Raw genomic sequence first — 18,453 nt, 5'->3', positions numbered from 1 at the left:
GGGCGAAGCCAAAGGCTTCGGCCCTTTTCTTTTTCCGGAAGGGATCCGACATGAGCACCGACACCTACGACCAGAAGTGGCTGACCGAACTCAGGGCGACGCTGACGCACGAGTTCGAGGCGCAGACGGCGCGGCTGACCCAGCTGACCGCCGACACCGGCGACCCGGGCGAGGCACACACCAACGCCGCGTTGATCGCCGCCACCCGGCAGAGCCTCGACCGGATCTCCGCCGCGTTGCGGCGGCTGAACTCCGGTAGCTACGGCGATTGCGAGCGGTGCGGTACGGCCATTCCCCGCGAGCGCCTGGAGATCCTGCCGCAGGCCCGCTTCTGCGTGCCCTGCCAGCAGAAGCAGAACGGCTGACCGGGTGCGGGCTGCCGGCCGCCCTAGCGGTGCGGCAGCCCGCCCTCGCCGAGCGTGCCGTCCACGATCAGCGGAGCGGTGACCGTGGCGGTCATGCCGTCCGGCCGGTGGGTGAGGGTCAGTGCTCCGGTCAGCTGATGAGCCAACCAGAGTCCCCGGCCGCCCGGGGTGTTGGTGGCCGGCAGGTGCACCGTCAGGTCGGCGCCGCCGGGCCCGTGGTCGGTGACCTCGCAGACCAGCCGGTCGGCGCGCCGGAACAGTTCGAGTCGACCCTGGCCACCGCCGTGCAGCACGGCGTTGGTGACCAGTTCGTGGACGGCCAGAACGAGATCCTCGGCCGCGTCGCCGCGCAGGCCCGCAGCGACGATCCGCGTGGCGAGCAGGTGCCGCAGTGCGGTCACCGTCTGCCCGGTGAAGGCCAGCGACAGCAGTGGGGCGCCCTCGTCACCGCCGGGTGACGGGCCGCTCGGGCCGCTGGCGTCCGGTCGGCCGAGGTTGTTCATGCTGGCAGATTACGTTGTCCAGCGACATCCGCGACCCTTGCCAGACGGCAAGGGACCCCGGTCTGACCTGGCAAGGGGGCCGATACGATGATCGAATGCCGCAGCTCGCCGCGATCGTGATCCACTGCCGCGACCCGTACCTGATCGCTCCGTTCTGGAGCACGGTCACCGGACTGCCCGTCGCACCCGCGGACCGTGCCAAGCTTGCCGCGCGCTCGCTGGGGCCGACCGAGTCGGTGCTGCTGACCGACCCGGACGGTGACGGCCCGGACATCTGGATCGCGCCGGCGCAGGAGTTGCCACCGGTCGGTCGGGTGCACCTGGACCTGGCGATCGAGGACGGGGAACTCGCGACGGTCGTCGCGGCGGGTGCCACGGTGGTGCGTACGCTGTCGCGCTGGACGGTTCTGGCGGACCCGGAGGGCAACGAGTTCTGCCTCTTCCAGCGGCATTGATCACGCCAGCCGTGGTGACCGGGATCACTCGCGCGGTGCGGCCAGCGAACGGTCCGGGCGGTCGTCGCCCGGTCCGGCGGCGCGGTGACAGTGGTGGCGACCGGGGCCGGGCCGTGCTTTGCTCTGCTTCAATCCACGCCACGCTTCGTCAGCGGAGTGGGGCACAGCGCAGCCGAGCAGGGCGCCCGCAGCGGCCGGGGCGCGACGACCACAACAGGGGGATACCCGGACATGGCTGACTTCGTCGGCGCCATCGACCAGGGCACCACCAGCACCCGCTTCATGATCTTCGATCACGGCGGCAACGAGGTGGGTCGCCATCAGCTGGAGCACCAGCAGATCCTGCCCCGGTCCGGCTGGGTGGAGCACAACCCGCTGGAGATCTGGGAACGGACCCAGACGGTGGTGCGTACCGCGCTGAACACGCACAGCCTGGACGCCACCGACCTGGCCGCGCTCGGTGTCACGAACCAGCGGGAAACCACGGTGGTGTGGAATCGTCGCACCGGCCGGCCGTACCACAACGCGATCGTCTGGCAGGACACCCGTACCGACCGCATCGCCTCCGCGCTGGAGCGCGACGGACGGGGCGCGGTCATCCGGCGCAGGGCCGGGGTGCCTCCGGCGACCTACTTCTCCGCCGGCAAGATCCAGTGGATCCTGGAGAACGTCGACGGGGTACGGGCGGCTGCCGAGCGCGGCGAGGCGGTCTTCGGCAACACCGACACCTGGCTGCTCTGGCACCTGACCGGCGGCGTCGACGGTGGCGCGCACGTCACCGACCCCACCAACGCCAGCCGCACCATGCTGATGGACCTGGAGACGCTGGACTGGGACGACGAGCTGCTGTCGTTCTTCGACATCCCCCGGGCGATGCTGCCGCAGATCGTCCCCTCCTCGGACCCGCACGCCTACGGCACCACCCTGCCCAACGGCCCGTTCGCCGGGGCGGTCCGGATCACCGGCGATCTGGGTGACCAGCAGGCAGCCACCGTCGGGCAGGTCTGCTTCGCGCCGGGCGAGGCCAAGAACACCTACGGTACGGGCAACTTCATGCTGCTCAACACCGGTACGGAGATCGTCCGCTCGGAGGCCGGCCTGCTCACCACGGTGTGCTACCAGTTCGCCGGAGAGGCACCGGTGTACGCGCTGGAGGGCAGCATCGCCGTCACCGGCTCCGCCGTGCAGTGGCTGCGCGACCAAATCAAGATCATCAGTAGCGCCGCGCAGAGCGAGGACCTCGCCCGCCAGGTCGACGACAACGGCGGGGTCTACTTCGTGCCCGCCTTCTCCGGCCTGTTCGCCCCCTACTGGCGGGCCGACGCCCGGGGCGCCATCGTCGGGTTGTCCCGCTACCACACCGACGGTCACATCGCCCGGGCCACCCTGGAGGCGATCTGTTACCAGAGCCGGGACGTGGCCGAGGCCATGGCGCAGGACTCCGGCGTGACCCTGGAGTGCCTCAAGGTCGACGGTGGGGTCACCGTCAACGACCTGTGCATGCAGTTGCAGGCGGACATCCTCGGTGTACCGGTCAGCCGGCCGGTGGTCGCCGAGACCACGGCCCTCGGTGCCGCGTACGCCGCCGGACTGGCCGTCGGCTTCTGGAAGGACACCGACGAACTGCGGGACAACTGGAACGAGAGCCGGCGCTGGCAGCCGTCCTGGTCGCCGCAGGAGCGCGCGTCCGGGTACGCGAACTGGCGGAAGGCGGTCCGGCGCACGCTCGACTGGGTGGACGTGGAGTGACCTCGCGGGGTGACCAGGTTTCACGGACACGCCGTGAGCGCCTGATGACGCCTGGTTGACCGGCGTGTCCGGTTGGTCTGCCTTAGCATGCCGATGTCGGGCACGGGGGCCAGGCGTGGAGAGGGGCAACCATGCGGGTCACGCGCGCGATCGTCGCGGTCGTGGTCGTACTTTCGGGCGGAGTGCTGACGGGCTCGGCGAACGCGGCCGCGCCGTCGCCGTTCACTGTGGTCAACGGGACGATCCAGCCGGCCACCGGGAGCCCGGAGCCGCCGTCGGGCACCCATGCCACCCTGTGGCACAACGCCAGCTATGCGCTGACCACGGTGCAGGGCGCCGGATCGTTGGTGGTGGGCGCGATCGGCGACCACTGCGACGGGTGGCCGACCATCCGGGTGAGCGTGGACGGTGCCCCGCTCGGCGAGGTGTCCGTGGCCAGCGCCACGGACTACGGCGCCTACCGGGTCGGCTCGGTGCTGCCCGAAGGGCAGTACAGCGTCCGGATCGAGCTGGTCAACGACCGGTACACCAGCGAGTGCGACCGCAACGTGCACCTGGCGTACGCCCGGATCGAACCGGCGCCGGCCGTCGACACCACGTTCAGCTTCGCGGTCGTGCCGGACACCCAGGAGGAGGTGCTGGACGCCTCGGACGCCCGGTTGCGCCAGCGCGTCGACTGGCTGGTGGCGCAGCGCGGCGCGCTCGACCTGCGCTTCGTCACCCACTCCGGCGACGTGGTCAACTACGACACGCCGGATCACGTCCAGTACGTCCGGGCGAGCAGCGCACTGCGACCGCTGGAGCGGGCCGGGGTGCCGTACACGCTGGCCGTCGGTAACCACGACACGCAGATCTTCGGCCCGGACGGCGAGCCGCGGCGGCCGGCCGGGCCGCTGTTGCGCGACACCACGGTGTTCAACCGGTACTTCACCGCCGAACGCTTCGGCGCGGTGCGGGGCCAGTTCGAGGCGGGCAAGGTCGACAACGCCTACGCCACCTACACGGCCGGGGGAGTGCGCTGGCTGGTGCTGACCCTGGAGTTGTGGCCCCGCCGGGCGGCGGTCGCCTGGGCACGGGGCGTCGTCGCCGCCCACCCACGGCACAACGTCGTCGTCGTGACCCACCACTACCTGGAAAGCGACGCGACCATCGGGCAGAGCGCCGGGTTCGGCTCCACGAGCCCGCAGTACGTCTTCGACAACCTGGTGCGCCAGTATCCCAACATCCGGTTCGTCTTCTCCGGGCACACGGGCACGGCGGCGGCGCGGGTGGACACCGGCGTGCACGGCAATCGGGTCTACTCGTTCCTACAGACCTTCCACTCCCGACGGACCAACCCGGTACGGCTGGTCGAGGTCGACACGGCGGCGGATTCGCTGCGTACCTGGATCTACGCGCCGCACACCGACGAGGGCTTCCCGGCGCACGACCGCGCGTACGCCGGGATCGGCCTGGTGCGCTGAGACGCTGCCGCGACCCTCCGCCGGAGCCGGTGGAGGGTCGCGGCGTCTCAAAACTAACTCAAAACCGTCTCGTTATTGCCCGACGAATTGAGATACCGGTAGAGGGTGGCCCGGGAGACCCCGCAGGCGGCGGCGATCTCGTCGATGGAATGGCTGCCCGTCTCGTGCATCCGGCGGGCCGCCGACAACTGCTCCGGGCTCATCGACCGGGGCCGGCCGGGTCGCCGTCGGCCCACCCGTACCGCCCCGGCCGCGCCGTCGACCCGACCCGGGCCGTCGCCGCCGAAGGCAGCGTCGCCGTCGACCACCGCACCGTTGCCGCCGGAGGCAGCCGCGCCGTCGACCGCCGTGCCGGTGCGGGCGCGCGTGGACCCATCGTCGAGGGTGGAGCCGCCACCGGTGCGGACGGCCGGAGCCGGCGTCGGGCCCGCATCGACAGCCGCCCGTCCGGCGTCACCGTCGGGCCCGCCAAGGCAGGAGTCGTCGCCCGGCGCGTCGGCCAACAGCCGGCGGACGCCGTCGAGCATGTCGGCGCGCAGCACCGGCGCGGGCACCTCCATGAGGAACACCACCGGGTCGCTGCACATCGCGATGGCCTGCACCGCGCGGACCCGGTCGCGGCGGCTGGCACGCGGGCCGGCGAGGATCTCGTTGGCCCGCATCGCGATCCGCACCAGACGGTGGTACGTGCTGCCCTGGTCGACGAGCGCGAGGTCGTGCAGGAGCATGCCGAGCGGACCGCGATGTTCGAGCATGGTGTCCACCCAGTCCTCCAGCAGCCGCCACCTGGCCTGCTCGGGTGGCAGCGCCCCGGCGGCGTCCACCAGCTTCTCCAGGTCGCCGACCATCGGTTCGGCCAGGGCGGTGAGCAGGTGTCCCTTGCTGGGGAAGTGGTAGAGGATCGCGGCCTTGGTCAGTTCGAGCCGCTCGGCGATCTGGCGCAGCGAGGTGCGCTGGTAGCCCTGCTCGGCGAACAGGTCGAACGCGGCGCGCAGGATTCGGCCGCGGGTGCCGTCGGTCTCCGCCCAGGTCATGGCGCTCAGCGTAGCCGCTGCTGACCGCCGGATGGTCGGCCTGGCGCCGATCCCTTACCATCGGTCAGTACAGTGAGTCGCAGCGGTACGACGGGGAGGCGTCCATGTCCGTGATCTCCATCGACAACCTGGTCAAGACGTTCGGCAGCGTACGCGCGCTCGACGGGCTCGACCTGCGGGTGGAACCGGGGGAGGTGCACGGCTTCCTCGGACCCAACGGCGCTGGCAAGTCCACCACCATCCGGATCCTGCTCGGCCTGCTCCGCCGAGACTCCGGGCAGGTGAGGGTCCTCGACGGCGACCCGTGGCGGGACGCGGTCGCGCTGCACCGACGCCTGGCGTACGTGCCGGGCGACGTCAACCTCTGGCCCAACCTCTCCGGCGGCGAGGCGATCGACCTGTTCGGCGCCCTACGCGGTGGCCTCGACGAGCGCCGACGCGACGAACTGCTGCGCCGCTTCGACCTGGATCCCACGAAGAAGTGCCGCACCTACTCCAAGGGCAACCGGCAGAAGGTCGCCATCGTCGCCGCCTTCGCCTCCGACGTCGAGCTGTACGTGTTGGACGAGCCCACCTCCGGGCTGGACCCACTGATGGAGGCGGTGTTCCAGGAGGAGGTACGCCAGCTCACCCGGGCCGGCGCCAGCGTGCTGCTCTCCAGCCATGTGCTGGCCGAGGTCGAGGCGCTCTGCGACCGGGTCAGCATCATCCGCGAGGGGCGCATCGTGGAGTCCGGCACCCTCGCCGAACTGCGGCACCTGGCCCGCACCACGGTCACCGTCGAGACCGTACGTCCCCTCACCGGGGTGACCGACCTGCCCGGAGTGCACGAGGTCCGGGCGGTCGACGGTCGGGTCCGGCTGGAGGTCGAGCCCGCCCACCTCGACACGCTGCTCGGCCACCTGGTCCGCTTCCAGGTCCGCGCCCTGACCAGCGCACCGCCCACCCTGGAGGAGCTGTTCCTGCGGCACTACGGCGACACCGTCAACGGCGGCGGTGACCGATGAGCACCTTCACCGGCACCGGCCGGCTGGCCCGGCTCGCCGTCCGCCGCGACCGGATCCGGCTGGGCATCTGGGTGCTCGGCACGCCCCTGATCGGGTACGCCCTCGCCGAGAGCGTCGCCGGGCTCTATCCCGACGAGCAGACCCGCCTCGGGTACGCCGAAACGGTGATCACCAGCGTGGTCGCCCGGGCGTTCAACGGCCCCATCGCCAGCACCGAACTCGGCGCCGTGGTGGTCACCGAGTCGTACCTGACGCTGGCGCTGCTCGCCGCCCTGCTCAGCACCTTCGCCGTGATCCGGCACACCCGGCAGAACGAGGAGACCGGTCGCGCCGAACTGCTCGGCGCCGCTCCGGTCGGCCGGTACGCCCTGCTCACCGCCGCCCTGGTCGTGGTGGTGGGCGCCAACCTGATGGCCGCCGCGCTGCTCGCCCTGGCCCTCGTCGGCACCGGCCTGCCGGTCGCCGGATCGGTGGCCGCGGCGGCGGCGATCGGTGGAGTCGGCGTCGCCTTCACCGGCGTCGCCGCCGTCACCGCCCAGCTCTCGGTCACCTCCCGAGGCGCGAACGCCCTCGCCGCCGCCACGGTCGGTGTCGCGTTCCTGCTGCGGGCCGCCGGTGACGTGCTCGGCGAGCGCGGTGCCGGCGGCACCCGCCTGGACAGCGCCTGGCCCAGCTGGCTGTCCCCGCTGGGCTGGGGCACCCAGATCCGGGCCTTCGGCGCGGAACGCTGGTGGGTTCTCGCCCTACCGCTCGCCCTGCTCGTCGCCGGGATCGCCGTGGCCTACCTGTTGGCCGAGCGCCGAGACGTCGGTGCGGGTCTGCTCGCCGCGCGTCGTGGACCCGCCCGGGCCGCGGCCGGACTGCTCAGCCCGGCCGGGCTGACCTGGCGACTGCACCGGGGCGCGCTGGCCGGCTGGGCGGTCGCGGTGGGCGTGCTCGGCCTCGCCATGGGCGTGGCCGGGAACGAGGTCGACGCCATGATCGCCGAGAATCCGCAGGCGGCCGAGGTGATCGCCCAGCTCGGTGGCGGTGCGGAACTTGTCGACGCGTACCTGGCCGCGATGCTCGGGCTGTTCGCGTTGACCATCGGGGCGTACGTCGTGCAGGCCCTGCTGCGGACCCGCAACGACGAGTCCGACGGCATCCTCGAAGCGCTGCTCGCCACCGCCGTCAGCCGCACCCGATGGCTCGGTACGCAGGTGCTCGGCGCCATCCTCGGCGCGTCGGCGTTGGTGCTGCTGGCCGGCGTCACCACCGGCCTCGGCTACGGGGCGGCCGCCGGTGACCCGATCGGCTGGGCGGTGGAACTGGCCGGCGCGGCGCTGCTGCGGCTACCGGCCCTGCTGGTGGTCGCCGGCGTGGTCACCGCCCTGTTCGGCGTACTGCCGCGCTGGTCGGTCGCGCTGAGCTGGACGCTGCTGATCGCCTTCCTGCTGCTCGGCCAACTCGGCCCGGTGCTCGACCTGCCGCAGGCCGTACTCGACCTGTCCCCCTACACCCACGTCCCCTCCGTACCCGCCACCGATCCGACGCTGCTGCCCCTGCTCACCCTCACCGCCGCAGCCGCCGCCCTGCTCACCCTCGGCCTGGTTACGTACCGCCGCCGCGACCTCACGGTGTAAGGAAGGGCACCTGCTTAACGCCTCGTGCATAGCACGGGCCCCTTCTTAACAAGCGGGTGTTCCGCACAGGCACCCAGCGACGACGGCGCGGCACATCTGGCGCCGCCGTTGTGCGGGTTCAGCCTCTTCCGCCGGTAGCGCGACCGTGCCGGCCGAGGTAGCGGGCGGCGAGCGCCACACCGCCGCCGAGGACGGCACCAAGCGCAAGGCCGACTGCGCGGCCCTGGGGCCTTCCGCTCGGCGCATCATGCGGTTCCGGTTCGGTTGTCCAATCGCCATATCGCCATGTCTGTGTGGATCTTTGGCGAAGAGGCCATCGTGGCCACGCACATCGGTGCCGGGCTCGGACAGGACTCCGTGACACTGCACCTGCGGCGTGTGCAGGACGGCGGCATGTTCGACCGGTACGTGGAGCACTTCGAGTCACTGTGGTCCGACGGCAGACCCGCCGATTCGTAGGGCTGAGGGGAGGTCGCTCCCGTAGCCTTCGTTCTGCCAGGTCTGCACGTCGATCTTGCTGCACATTCGCACCAGCAACACTGAGCACCGACCGGTACGCGTCCCCTTCAACCCGTTGTTGGCGACCGGAATCAAGTCGTCACCCCCCCCATGGGAACCTGGCAATAATCGCCAGGCTCCGGCCCGAAGAAGCCGCCGGATGATCATCGTGCCGGCCGGACTGGAGGACGTCGACGCCATCATGGGCTGGCGGTGGGAACGCGTAGCGTGGCTCGCTGTCCGAGGGGAGGAGTAGTGGTCGATTCCGTTGCCCCGCTCGGCCCTAGTGGCTACGGTCTCATCCGGACAGACGTGGATGGTGTGGGAGGAGCCAGGGCAGGGCGATTACATAGTCTGATGTCAAGGCTCTGAGCTGGGGATTCGCTGAGTGAGTGGCCGGTGGTACCTGTTCACCCTATGGATCGGTACGCACGAAATGATCATCTAACGCCTACATGTACTCGGCCGCGACCTCCTCTGCCTCTGCCACGAACTCGTTGAGTTCGTCCGGAGTCAGCGTCATCTCTAGGAGCAGTTGTCCAAGTACGAAGATCTCGGCGGCGATCATGGTCTCGGCTGGGATGTTGTCGACCAGTTGCGGCTCACCGAGAGCGGCTCGGATGAGACCTTCCATCTCAAGGGCCGGCAGGGTGTCGCCCTCGTCGTATCGGGCGCGGGTTGTGGCCACCCAAGCGGCTACATCGGTCGGGGTGGTGCCGGGGCCAAAGTAGCGGTTGACGGCGAGGGTGAACGCCGCACCGATGACCTGGAGGCCACCGATCCAGCCGCCACGGCCGATCTCCGCGACAAGCGCCTCGGCAGAATCCCAGTCAGCTCGGGCCAACGCCCGGACAAGCTCGCTGAGCGCCTGAACCGTCATCGCTTCAACCTCGCAATCATCCTGCTTGCCGCCATCGCGAACCATCGCGCCCCCATGCCTGCCAACAGGCCGACCACCACAAGGTTGCCTGCGGCCTCCGCGTTGTCAATCTTTGGCCGTGGTGCGGTGCCCGGGGCAGAGGGGGTGCCAGTTCCCGTGTGGTGTGTTCCGGTAGGACCCTTGGGGCCACGATAGATCTTGATTATCTGCTGGGTGGCCTCGGTGGCGTTGGTTACCTGCTCCTGTAGTTCGTCGGCTTTCCGTACGGCCCGGGTGAGCATTCCCCGCATCCGCTCGCGGGTGAGGGCACGGCGGTCGCTGTCCGTCAGGATTTCCTCGCCGGACGGCGGGCCGGAGTCGGCGGCTGGTAGCGAAACCGATCCCGGCGCGATGACATTCGCATACGCCCCGATGTGTCGGGCCGCGTCGCTGCACAGCCGGGATAGCCGGTGAGCTTTGTCGACGCCGACGCGGCTCTGTATCACCGCTGCCCGGAGCTTCGGATGATCGGTGCCTGTGCCGACCCGGGTGTAGAGGGCGTTTGCCTCAGCGGCGTCTGTTGCGGCGCGGGTGGCGCGTACCGCGATGCCGTCCAGTTGGTCCACGGCGGATTTGAGTTGGGCGATGACCTGGGCGAGCAGGCCACTCATCCCAGCACGTCCCGGTACGCGCTGCCGTTGTCCGCAGCGGCGGCGATGACTCGCAGGGTCAGCTTTACCTCGCGGATGGCGTCGGCGATGGCCTTACGGGCCTGCGCTGCCTCGGCCCGCTGGCTGTCGTGCAGGGTGGCGAGCACGAGCGCGGACACCTCGTCCAGGTCCGTACCGACCCCCTCGACCGTCGCCCCGGCCTGGTCCAGGGATTGGTGCGCTTGCGCTAGGGCCGCCTTGACCTCACCGATACTCACCGGTCAGCCAAGAATGCTGATGTACTGCCGGGCCGCCTGGGTGCTGCCCGCAAGGACGGTGGCCGCCTCGATCAACCGCTGCTTGCTCTGTTCGGCGCGGTTGATCGCCTCGGAGATTGCGGGATGTCCGGTGCCGGCGGCGACCGCACGTAGCCGGGAGAGCACCTGCTCGGTGCCCTCGATCGCGGCCCGGATCTGGTTCGTCGTCGCGTTACTCTGCGCGGCTGCCTGGGTAAGCTCGGCCTTGACTTGCTCGATGCTGGCCATGCCGTCCTTCCGGTCCACAGCGAGGGATGCTGGGCGCTCCCGCACACGCCGTAGCGGAGCAGACACTACCCAACATGAATCCCCTTGCGTAGCCCCGTTTGCCTGAGCCGGCGTGACAGCGGCAGGCCGACGCTGCCAGCGCTCAACTACTCCTCTCGTTTTCCGGTCACGAGGTAGTTGACGTCTCGGCAGAACGAAGAGTTCGGCGCTCTGGCTGGTCGTGATGACCTGAGCCCAGGTGCCTGCCTAGGCCAGAGCGTAGAAGACCACGCCTGTGGGGTGTTGGGCGAGTTCCGGTTCCTCCCTAATGAATAATGGCGCTATGGCGCTGATCAACGTGTCACTTCTTGATGGGAATCCCAGCGACTTGTATTCCCTGGTCGATTGGCTTCAACGCACCGATGACCTCCATGGCAGGGTCAGGATGGTGCCCCGCCAACCAGGTCCAGAGGATATGGGCAGCGCGATGGAGACCCTTTCGGTAGCGCTCGGCAGTGGTGGCTTGGGCGCTGTGCTCGCCGGTGCCCTGTCGACCTGGTTGGGGACGCGAAGGGCACGCATCAGCGTCGAGTTCGTCGAGAGCGATACGGGCGAGACCATCCGGAAGGTGGAGGTCGAGGCCACCAACGCGAAATCCGTCAAAGATATGTACGCCCTGCTGGCTCCCGGTCGGACGGTGCCATGACCGCCCGACTGCCAGAGCGACACTCCTCGCGGGCGCTACTCATCGGCGCATCAAAGTTCAGCTACCCGGGCTTATTCGACCTGCCTGCGGTGATCAACAACGTGCAGGCGCTGTCTGGCCTGCTCACCGATCCAAAGTTCGGGGGTTTTGACGAGGCGGGGTGTCGAGTTCTGACGGATCCGGCGACGCAGCAGGTGGGTGACGCCATCCATGCCGTGGCCGACGAGGCGCTCGATACGCTCGTGTTGTACTACGCTGGCCACGGGGTGCTGAGCCAGCGTGGAGACCTGTTCCTGGCTGTTGATGACACGAATCCGGATCCACGACGCGTCCGCTACTCAGGGGTCCCGCTGGACTGGTTCCGATCCGCGCTGGCCGAGAGTCCCGCCCGGAACCGGGTGCTGATCCTCGATTGCTGCTTCTCGGGTCGGGCTGCGGAAGCAATGTCGGACGCCGCCTCCATCGTGCGCGGCACACTCGATATCCGGGGCACCTACACGCTGGCGTCGGCGCCTGCCTATGAAGCCGCTGTCGCGCCGATCGGCGCACGCTTCACCGCATTCAGCGGTGAGTTGCTGACAGCGTTGCGGCAGGGCATCCCCGGTGCTGGGCCGCTACTTACACTCGGCGATATCTATCCGACGCTGACCCGGGCGCTGCTTGCGAGCGGTCTGCCTCGCCCACAGCATCTCGGCACAGGTCTGGCCGACCACATCGCACTTACCTGCAACCCTGCCTATCGGCCCGCGACCCTACCCGCCGTCAAGTCGCGTCCGGTCGCGGAACCGCGTCGAAGCACCGCCACGGTTGGTGGACGTGCTGCGAACGAGCAGGATCCGAAAGTGGCTGCCGAGTTCCACGCAGCCATGCTGGACGGTTACCGGAGGGCCAAGAAGGAGTTGAACTACAACGCGGCCTACTTCCTGCAAATGGTGCAGCAGATAGGCGGGCTTGAGGCGGCCCGCCGCTTGATCAGGGCAAGCTCGGTTTCCAGCGGTTTCACCACTTTGTGGGAGAAGGGCAGGCTTGACCTTGCAGTTGAGGCGGTGGTGCTGCAAGACCGATTCACCGGACTGTTCACCGAGGAGGAACTGGACATTGCCCGGAACCGGTTGGCGGAGTACGGCTACTCGCCTGCTCAGACTTCGTAGACCTTGACCACCTCGTCGCCGTAGTGGTTGACCACCTTCACCGCGATCTTCCCTGACCCGGGACGGGAGAACGGCCGAGAGCGGTGGCCGTAGAGGCTGGACCAGGCAGACTCGTCGATCTGCGCGCGTAGCGCCTTGCGCAGCCGGGAGTACGGGTCCAGCCCGTCCGGCTTGCCTTCGCTGCCGGCGAAGTAGATGTGCCGGACGAAGAACTCTTCCTCGTTGTAGTCGGTGTCGATCATCCACAGGGCGATGTCGTCGACGCCGTTGTCCGGCCGCAGCTCGCCGGTGGTGGGGTTGTAGACGTCGACACCGCGGATCTCGACAATGAGCCCCTCCGGTGCCGGGTCGATGGCGATGTCCGGCTCGCCGAAGACCGTGAAGAGATTGGCTGTTCCGGTCTTCTTGAGCAGGGTGTCGCCCATGGCCAGGTCCGCGTTCATCCGGACGAGCAGAATGGGAAGCCGTCCGAGCTGCCGCTGCTCCGCCACGGTCGCGAAGTCGTTGCCCTCCGGAGCGAACTTGCCAGCCGCCTCGCTCGCACGACCGTCGAAGCCGAACGCGCACACCAGCAGCAGGTCGAAACCGACGCCCTTGAGTGCCTCCCGGGCTGCGTCCTTGACGAAGTCGGCGTCCACCGTGCCGTACTGCGGGCCGACGCTCACCGCGATCCGCGCTGAGGTGCCCTCGTCGTCGTTGCGTCGCGCGGCCTCCGCGTGGACGAACTTGCCGGGGTACGGATTCAGCGAAGCGAACTCCAGCCGCTCGTTACGCCAGCCGTTCTGCACCCCTGCCTTGGTGAGGTTGTCCAGGATGGTCTTGACGTAGGCGTTGACATCGGTCCCGGTGGCTTGCTCCTCGGTGATCGAGAAGTTGGCCGACCGGTGTGGCGACAGGCTCTCCACGGTGAACTTGCCAGCCACGCGGATGCGCTTCTTGTCTTCGTAGGGCCGGTCGTAGAGCAATTCGGTCTCGGCGTGCCGGGCGATCGCCGCGTCGATCTCCTTGCGGCTCATGCCCTCCTTGATGTCCGGGTTGTTGGCGATGGACTTCAGCGTCACGTGCGGGACGCGCTCGTAGACAAAGCCCTTGCGGATGTCATTACCCGGCACAGTGGGCGGCGACTCGCTGCCGGACAGTTCCCGTTCCTTGGCCCGGCCCTCAACAGAGTCAGCGAGCAGGTAGGCGGGATACTTTGCGCCCACCAGCCGCTGTCGGGCGAGCGTGATCGCCACCCGCGAGGTGTCGATGGTGATCCACCGTCGCCCCCACTGCTCAGCCACGTACGCGGTGGTCCCCGATCCGCAGGTCGGGTCCAACACCAGGTCCCCCGGATCGGTGCACATCAACATGCACCGTTCGACGACTTTGGTGTTGGTCTGAACAACGTAAACTTTAGGGTCGCCGAAACCAGATGTAACTGTGTCATCCCAAAGGTTGCTAAACGGGAACGCTGCGAAATCGTCGAAATATCGGACGTAAGTTAGCGTATTGCCGACGGGCATGAGGCGGCTGGCGCTCTTGAGGCGTGCCATGCCAGTCTCATTCGTCTTCCAACGTGCCTGCATGCCGGGAGTAAAAGTGCGTCCATCTGCTTGTACTTCGAACCACGATGACGCACCTTCCCCTTTGGCTCGCCCAGCGCTCTGGCTAGTGAGCTGATCCCGCCTGAACAGGCGTCCAGGCTTTCTCCCAAGGAGGGCATCCTGGTCCGCCTGCATCCGGACGCCATCGGGTGTTTCTATCCAACTATATTGGCCTGAGCCTTGGCCGCCGTACTCGCGAGTTTTGAATAGATGGCGATACTTGACTCTGCTGCGGTCCAAGCAATACCAGAGGATGTAGTCGTTCACTCCACCCAGATAGTCGCCGGTTGAGCTAGTGGTCTTCTTGTACGTGATCAGTGATATGAAATTGTCGGGGCCGAAGACTTCGTCGAGGAGGCAGCGGACTAGGTGGACGTTTTCGTCGCCGATCTGGACGAAGACGCTGCCGGACTCGGTGAGCAGGTCGCGGGCGATGATCAGCCGGTCGCGTAGGTAGGCCAGGTAGGAGTTGATGCCCAGCTCCCACGTGTCCCGGAACGCCTTGATCTGCTCGACCTCGCGGGTGACGTCGGCGAGATTGCCGTCCTTGACGTCCCGCTTGCGGGCCGACATCTGCCAGTTGGAGCCGAACTTGATGCCGTACGGCGGGTCGATGTAGATCATCTGGACCTTGCCGCGCAGGCGTTCCTTCTCTGCGAGCGATGCCATGACGCGCAGCGAGTCGCCGAGGATCATCCGGTTGGACCAGTTGGCCTGGTGCTGGTAGTACTCGACCGACTGCCAGTTGTCCAGCCCGTCGAAGTCGGCGTAGTCGTCGGCGAAGAGGCCGAGCTGCTCGTTCTCCCGAGGGCGGGCCTTCTCGCTGGCCCTGCGCAACTCCTCGACCAGGGTGCGCGGGGCGATCTTCTCCTGGATGTAGATCGGTGGGGCCTCGACCACCAGGTCTTCGGCGTCCTGTTCCTTTTTACCGATCCAGACGAGCTGCGGGTCCAGGCTCGGATCGCGTTCCTTCTTGACCTGCTCGATCCGGGCGGCGTCGGCCGAGACGAACTCCTGGCCGTCCGGCGTCGGCAGGTGCACCCGCCGGTCCGTCGGGTGCGCGATCGCCTGCACCGGCACAGGGCTGACGGCGGTCTTGCGGCTCCTCGGGGGCATCAGACCAGCTCCTCCTCGGCGGGTACGGCATCGGTGAGCGCCGCCGCGCCTTGCAGGGCGAACAGCGCATCGATGGCAGGTCGAAGGTCGCGTTTGGCGGTGGTCGGGTCACGAAGTTCGCAGAAGCTCCAGCGTCCGAACCGGCCGCTGTTGTTGACCGCCTGCACCCAGAGATTGCGGGCGGCCCAGGACTTCTGCGAAGCCTCGGACTGTGACTTGCGACCGCCCGACACCTCCACGATCAGGGTGCGGGTGATCTCGTCGCCGGTATCGGCCAACCTGACCAGGAAGTCCGGGTAGAACTTCCGGCTCCGCCCGGCGTGTTCGTACGGGATGAAGAAGTCGAGGTGGTCGTTGCGGACGTACGCGCCGACTTGGTCCTCCGGCAGCGACTCGATCGCCTGGGCGACGGCCCGCTCCCAAGCGTTGCCGTCCTTACCATCGAGGGTCACGAGGTTGACCTGGCACCGTCGCGGGTCCGTCGGCCAGACCTCCCTGGTCGTCCGGAAATCGACGCTCGACGTGGTGCCGACCGGGTCCGTCGTCCGCAGCACCGGTAGCACCCAGCGTTCCCGCCGGCCACCCTGCCAGGTGATCGACTGCGAGACCTTCTCCACCGCCTCGGCCTCCCGAAGCAGGATCAGCCCGACCGCCTGGTCATCTCGGAGTTCGACGCAGCGACGGAGCCACTGTTGAGCGATCTGAAGCACCTGCGGGAAGTACCACGGCCGGAGGTCACCGTCCCCGGTGAGCAACTTGCGCTTGAGTACCTCACTGGCCAACCGGTAGGCCACGAACTGTCCACGGAGGCGCTTTAACCGTTCGAGGCCGTGCACGTCCTCCTCGCCGACCTGTCCCGCCACCATGGTCTTCGTCGGGAGGTCCTGTCGAGACAGGATCATCTTCAGGTCTTGATCCCTGAAGTCGCCGACCAGCGGCACGTCGGGTATCTCCAGGTGGTATCCGACCACCCGCGGAAAGGTGATCTCCAGCTTTGCCGCGTCGCGGTCCGGCTCGGCCCGCACGTTGCGGACCGGCTTCATCGGCAGCTCCCGGCTCACCGCCACCGTCGGGATGAACTGGAACGGAACACCGTAGACATCCGCGTACTCGGGAGTGAACATGCCGTTCTCGTCGGCGACGTACGAGCGTCGCCGCAGGCCCCGGCCGACCACCTGCTCACACAGCAACTGGGTGCCGAAGGCCCGTACCCCGAGGATGTGGGTGACCGTGTTGGCGTCCCAGCCCTCCGTCAGCATGGAGACGCTGACGACACACCGTACCGGCTCACCGAGCTTCCCCGGTTTACCGACGGTGTTCATCACCTCACGCATCAGCTCCGCGTCGCCGATGTCGTCGGCGCTCCGGCCAGGGAAACGCTCGGCGTACTCCTGTTTGAACTCCGCGATCTCTCGTGCTGCGGTGCGGCGGAATTCCGGTGACAGGCTGCCGGACTCGAACTCCGCAGCGTCGACGAGGATCGTGCGCTGCCGGTGCAGCCACTGCCCGTCCGCCACGTTGCTGAACAGGGGTAGCTGTCCGGCGGTCGGCAGCAGATGACCGGCCTGTTCACGGTCGTAGCCGCCGATCCACTCGTAGACGGCCTTCGAGATCGTCGTGTTGCTGCAGACGACGATGAACACGGGTGGCGGTTGTCCGTGGGCGGCAGCCTCCGACTTTTCCCATGCCTCGAACGCCGAGACGTAGGAGCCGTAGAGACTGTGCAGGGCGGCGGTCAACGCGCCAGGCAGATCCGCTGGAGTGAAGTCCTGGTTGGACCGGCGTCCACCCTTGGGCAGGGCGTCGCGGATCTCCTGCCAGAGGTTCAGGTAGGTCACGCGGTTGGCGACCCGGTCGTCGTCGACCGGCACCCGGGGAATCTTGACGATGCCGGCCTCGATGGCGTCGATCAGCGAGAAGTCGCTGACCACCCAGGGAAAGAGCGTGCCCTCCCGGTAGCCGGATCCGGCCAGGAAGAAGGGGGTTGCAGATAGGTCGTACACCCTTTTGATGCCGACCTTGGCGCGGACCGCTTCCAGGCCGCTGAACCATATTTTGGCGTCCTCGGCCCGGTCGGCGGCCTCTTTGCGCTCGTCGCCGCGCAGATTCTCGACGGTGTCGGCGTCCGGCTCCGGCTCGCCGGCACGTCCCCGGTAGCAGTGGTGTGCCTCGTCGTTGAAGACGACGATCTCCGACGATCCGCCGAGTTCGCGTAGCACCCGGCTGACCATCTGGGCCGGGGTTTCCCGAAACGGGTCGGGTCGGCCGGGCGCTACCAGGGCCTTGGTGTTTCCGGTCGCGTTGCGGCCGAAGCGGGTTTCGCGGAGTTGGAAGGCATGGAAGTTGGTGATGACGATCTTTGCCTGACCGAGGTCGTCGACGAACTCGGCCGGCACCAGATCACGCTCGCGGTAGTAGTTGCCCGGATCCTCCGGCAGCAGAACTCTGAGCCGGTCGCGGATGGTGAGCCCGGGGGTCACCACCAGGAACCGCTTGGCGAACGTCTTGTCGTATCGGGCATGGACTTTGTTGATGGTGTGCCAGGCGATCAACATGGCCATCACCACCGTCTTGCCGGTACCGGTCGCCATCTTGAGAGCCGCGCGGGGGAGTCCGTTGTTGTGCTCGGCGTTGTGCGCGTCCAGATCGTTGTTGATCCAGCTTCCCTGCCACTTTGTCGCGCCCTCGGCAAGGAAGATGGCCGTCTCGACCGCCTCACGCTGGCAGAACAGGATCTTGTTGTCCCGCTCCGGATCGCTCCAGTACTCCAACAGGCGGCGGGTCACCGGAGTGACGTTGGGCCAGCCTGCCTCCCGCCACGCGTCGACGCGCTCTCGGACATCATTGACCTGCTTGTTGGGCTTGATGTCATCTTCGGTGAAGACCTGCAACTCAAGCTGCTGCCCCCGCTTGCGAGGTTGTGGCACCGGGATGAAGAAGCTCGACGGTCGCCGCTGCTCCTCGATCCGGTCGGTGATGCCGTCCCGGTCGAAGGCGAAGTGGCGGGTGGGGCGGCCGTACGGCGAGTTGATGATCGGGTTGTCGATGACCCGGTCGCTCAACGCTGACCTCCCGGTTGAGTTGGATGTTGCAGATTCGAGCGACAGCCTATACCGGCCGTTAGAAATCGAGGCTGAGGAGCCTGTTGTGGCGGCCCAACGGCGG

General features: G+C 68.0%; 17 protein-coding genes. 9 read left to right on the top strand and 8 right to left on the bottom strand.

Features of this window, described 5'->3' with window-relative positions:
- Positions 1–50 precede the first annotated feature (50 nt).
- Positions 51–365 (top strand): TraR/DksA family transcriptional regulator, encoded by a 315-nt coding sequence (locus tag E0H26_RS02660; RefSeq protein ID WP_131300329.1) that lies wholly within the window; start codon positions 51–53, stop codon positions 363–365.
- Between the two features lie 23 nt (positions 366–388).
- Here E0H26_RS02660 and E0H26_RS02655 read toward each other — a convergent pair whose 3' ends face one another.
- Positions 389–868 carry an ATP-binding protein gene (locus E0H26_RS02655; protein ID WP_131300327.1) on the bottom strand — a complete coding sequence of 160 codons (480 nt, stop codon included), beginning with the start codon at positions 866–868 and terminating at the stop codon, positions 389–391.
- Positions 869–963: 95 nt separating this feature from the next.
- On the opposite strand from E0H26_RS02655, the gene E0H26_RS02650 reads away from it, so the two are divergent.
- From E0H26_RS02650 to E0H26_RS02640, 3 genes are all read left to right on the top strand, one after another.
- Positions 964–1,323: a VOC family protein gene (locus tag E0H26_RS02650; protein ID WP_131300326.1), complete on the top strand. Its 360-nt coding sequence runs from the start codon at positions 964–966 to the stop codon at positions 1,321–1,323.
- Positions 1,324–1,554: 231 nt separating this feature from the next.
- Positions 1,555–3,072 carry a glycerol kinase GlpK gene (gene glpK, locus E0H26_RS02645; RefSeq protein WP_131300324.1) on the top strand — a complete coding sequence of 506 codons (1,518 nt, stop codon included), beginning with the start codon at positions 1,555–1,557 and terminating at the stop codon, positions 3,070–3,072.
- Positions 3,073–3,203: 131 nt separating this feature from the next.
- Positions 3,204–4,535 (top strand): metallophosphoesterase, encoded by a 1,332-nt coding sequence (locus E0H26_RS02640; protein ID WP_131300322.1) that lies wholly within the window; start codon positions 3,204–3,206, stop codon positions 4,533–4,535.
- 53 nt (positions 4,536–4,588) lie between these two features.
- Here the strand turns inward: E0H26_RS02640 and E0H26_RS02635 are convergent, their stop codons facing one another.
- Positions 4,589–5,569: a TetR family transcriptional regulator gene (locus E0H26_RS02635; RefSeq protein WP_131300321.1), complete on the bottom strand. Its 981-nt coding sequence runs from the start codon at positions 5,567–5,569 to the stop codon at positions 4,589–4,591.
- 104 nt (positions 5,570–5,673) lie between these two features.
- Between E0H26_RS02635 and E0H26_RS02630 the strand changes: the two genes are divergently transcribed.
- From E0H26_RS02630 to E0H26_RS02620, 3 genes are all read left to right on the top strand, one after another.
- Positions 5,674–6,576 carry an ABC transporter ATP-binding protein gene (locus E0H26_RS02630; RefSeq protein WP_131300319.1) on the top strand — a complete coding sequence of 301 codons (903 nt, stop codon included), beginning with the start codon at positions 5,674–5,676 and terminating at the stop codon, positions 6,574–6,576.
- Positions 6,573–8,198 (top strand): ABC transporter permease, encoded by a 1,626-nt coding sequence (locus tag E0H26_RS02625; protein ID WP_131300317.1) that lies wholly within the window; start codon positions 6,573–6,575, stop codon positions 8,196–8,198. Before E0H26_RS02630 ends, E0H26_RS02625 begins: the two co-directional genes overlap by 4 nt.
- Before the next feature lie 318 nt (positions 8,199–8,516).
- Positions 8,517–8,657, top strand: coding sequence for a hypothetical protein (locus E0H26_RS02620; RefSeq protein ID WP_240741977.1), 141 nt, complete (start codon positions 8,517–8,519; stop codon positions 8,655–8,657).
- A gap of 490 nt (positions 8,658–9,147) precedes the next feature.
- Here the strand turns inward: E0H26_RS02620 and E0H26_RS02610 are convergent, their stop codons facing one another.
- From E0H26_RS02610 to E0H26_RS02595, 4 genes are read right to left on the bottom strand one after another with little or no spacing between them, the layout of a single operon-like run.
- The gene (locus E0H26_RS02610) at positions 9,148–9,576 is read right to left on the bottom strand and encodes a hypothetical protein (RefSeq protein WP_131300315.1); all 429 of its coding nucleotides are present in this window, start codon (positions 9,574–9,576) and stop codon (positions 9,148–9,150) included.
- Positions 9,573–10,226, bottom strand: a complete 654-nt coding sequence (locus E0H26_RS02605) for a hypothetical protein (protein ID WP_131300313.1) — start codon at positions 10,224–10,226, stop codon at positions 9,573–9,575. Before E0H26_RS02605 ends, E0H26_RS02610 begins: the two co-directional genes overlap by 4 nt.
- Complete coding sequence (locus E0H26_RS02600; protein ID WP_131300311.1) at positions 10,223–10,483, bottom strand: hypothetical protein; 261 nt, start codon at positions 10,481–10,483, stop codon at positions 10,223–10,225. Before E0H26_RS02600 ends, E0H26_RS02605 begins: the two co-directional genes overlap by 4 nt.
- Positions 10,484–10,486: 3 nt before the next feature.
- The gene (locus E0H26_RS02595; protein ID WP_240741976.1) at positions 10,487–10,768 is read right to left on the bottom strand and encodes a hypothetical protein; all 282 of its coding nucleotides are present in this window, start codon (positions 10,766–10,768) and stop codon (positions 10,487–10,489) included.
- 304 nt (positions 10,769–11,072) lie between these two features.
- Between E0H26_RS02595 and E0H26_RS02590 the strand changes: the two genes are divergently transcribed.
- Both E0H26_RS02590 and E0H26_RS02585 read left to right on the top strand, forming a co-directional pair.
- Positions 11,073–11,435: an effector-associated constant component EACC1 gene (locus E0H26_RS02590; protein WP_131300309.1), complete on the top strand. Its 363-nt coding sequence runs from the start codon at positions 11,073–11,075 to the stop codon at positions 11,433–11,435.
- Entirely contained in the window at positions 11,432–12,586 is a 1,155-nt protein-coding gene (locus E0H26_RS02585; RefSeq protein WP_131300307.1) for a caspase family protein, read from the top strand. Before E0H26_RS02590 ends, E0H26_RS02585 begins: the two co-directional genes overlap by 4 nt.
- Here the strand turns inward: E0H26_RS02585 and E0H26_RS02580 are convergent.
- On the bottom strand, positions 12,574–15,288 hold the full coding sequence (locus tag E0H26_RS02580) for a site-specific DNA-methyltransferase (RefSeq protein WP_131300305.1): 2,715 nt from the start codon (positions 15,286–15,288) through the stop codon (positions 12,574–12,576). The two genes, E0H26_RS02585 and E0H26_RS02580, sit on opposite strands and share 13 nt — an antisense overlap.
- Positions 15,288–18,350 carry a BPTD_3080 family restriction endonuclease gene (locus tag E0H26_RS02575; protein ID WP_131300303.1) on the bottom strand — a complete coding sequence of 1,021 codons (3,063 nt, stop codon included), beginning with the start codon at positions 18,348–18,350 and terminating at the stop codon, positions 15,288–15,290. Before E0H26_RS02575 ends, E0H26_RS02580 begins: the two co-directional genes overlap by 1 nt.
- Positions 18,351–18,453 lie beyond the last annotated feature (103 nt).

It is taken from the genome of Micromonospora zingiberis (genome assembly GCF_004331455.1).
Taxonomy (GTDB): Bacteria; Actinomycetota; Actinomycetes; order Mycobacteriales; family Micromonosporaceae; genus Micromonospora; species Micromonospora zingiberis.
The sequence above is the reverse complement of the archived record's forward strand: the minus strand, read 5'-3'. Positions and strand labels throughout refer to the sequence as shown.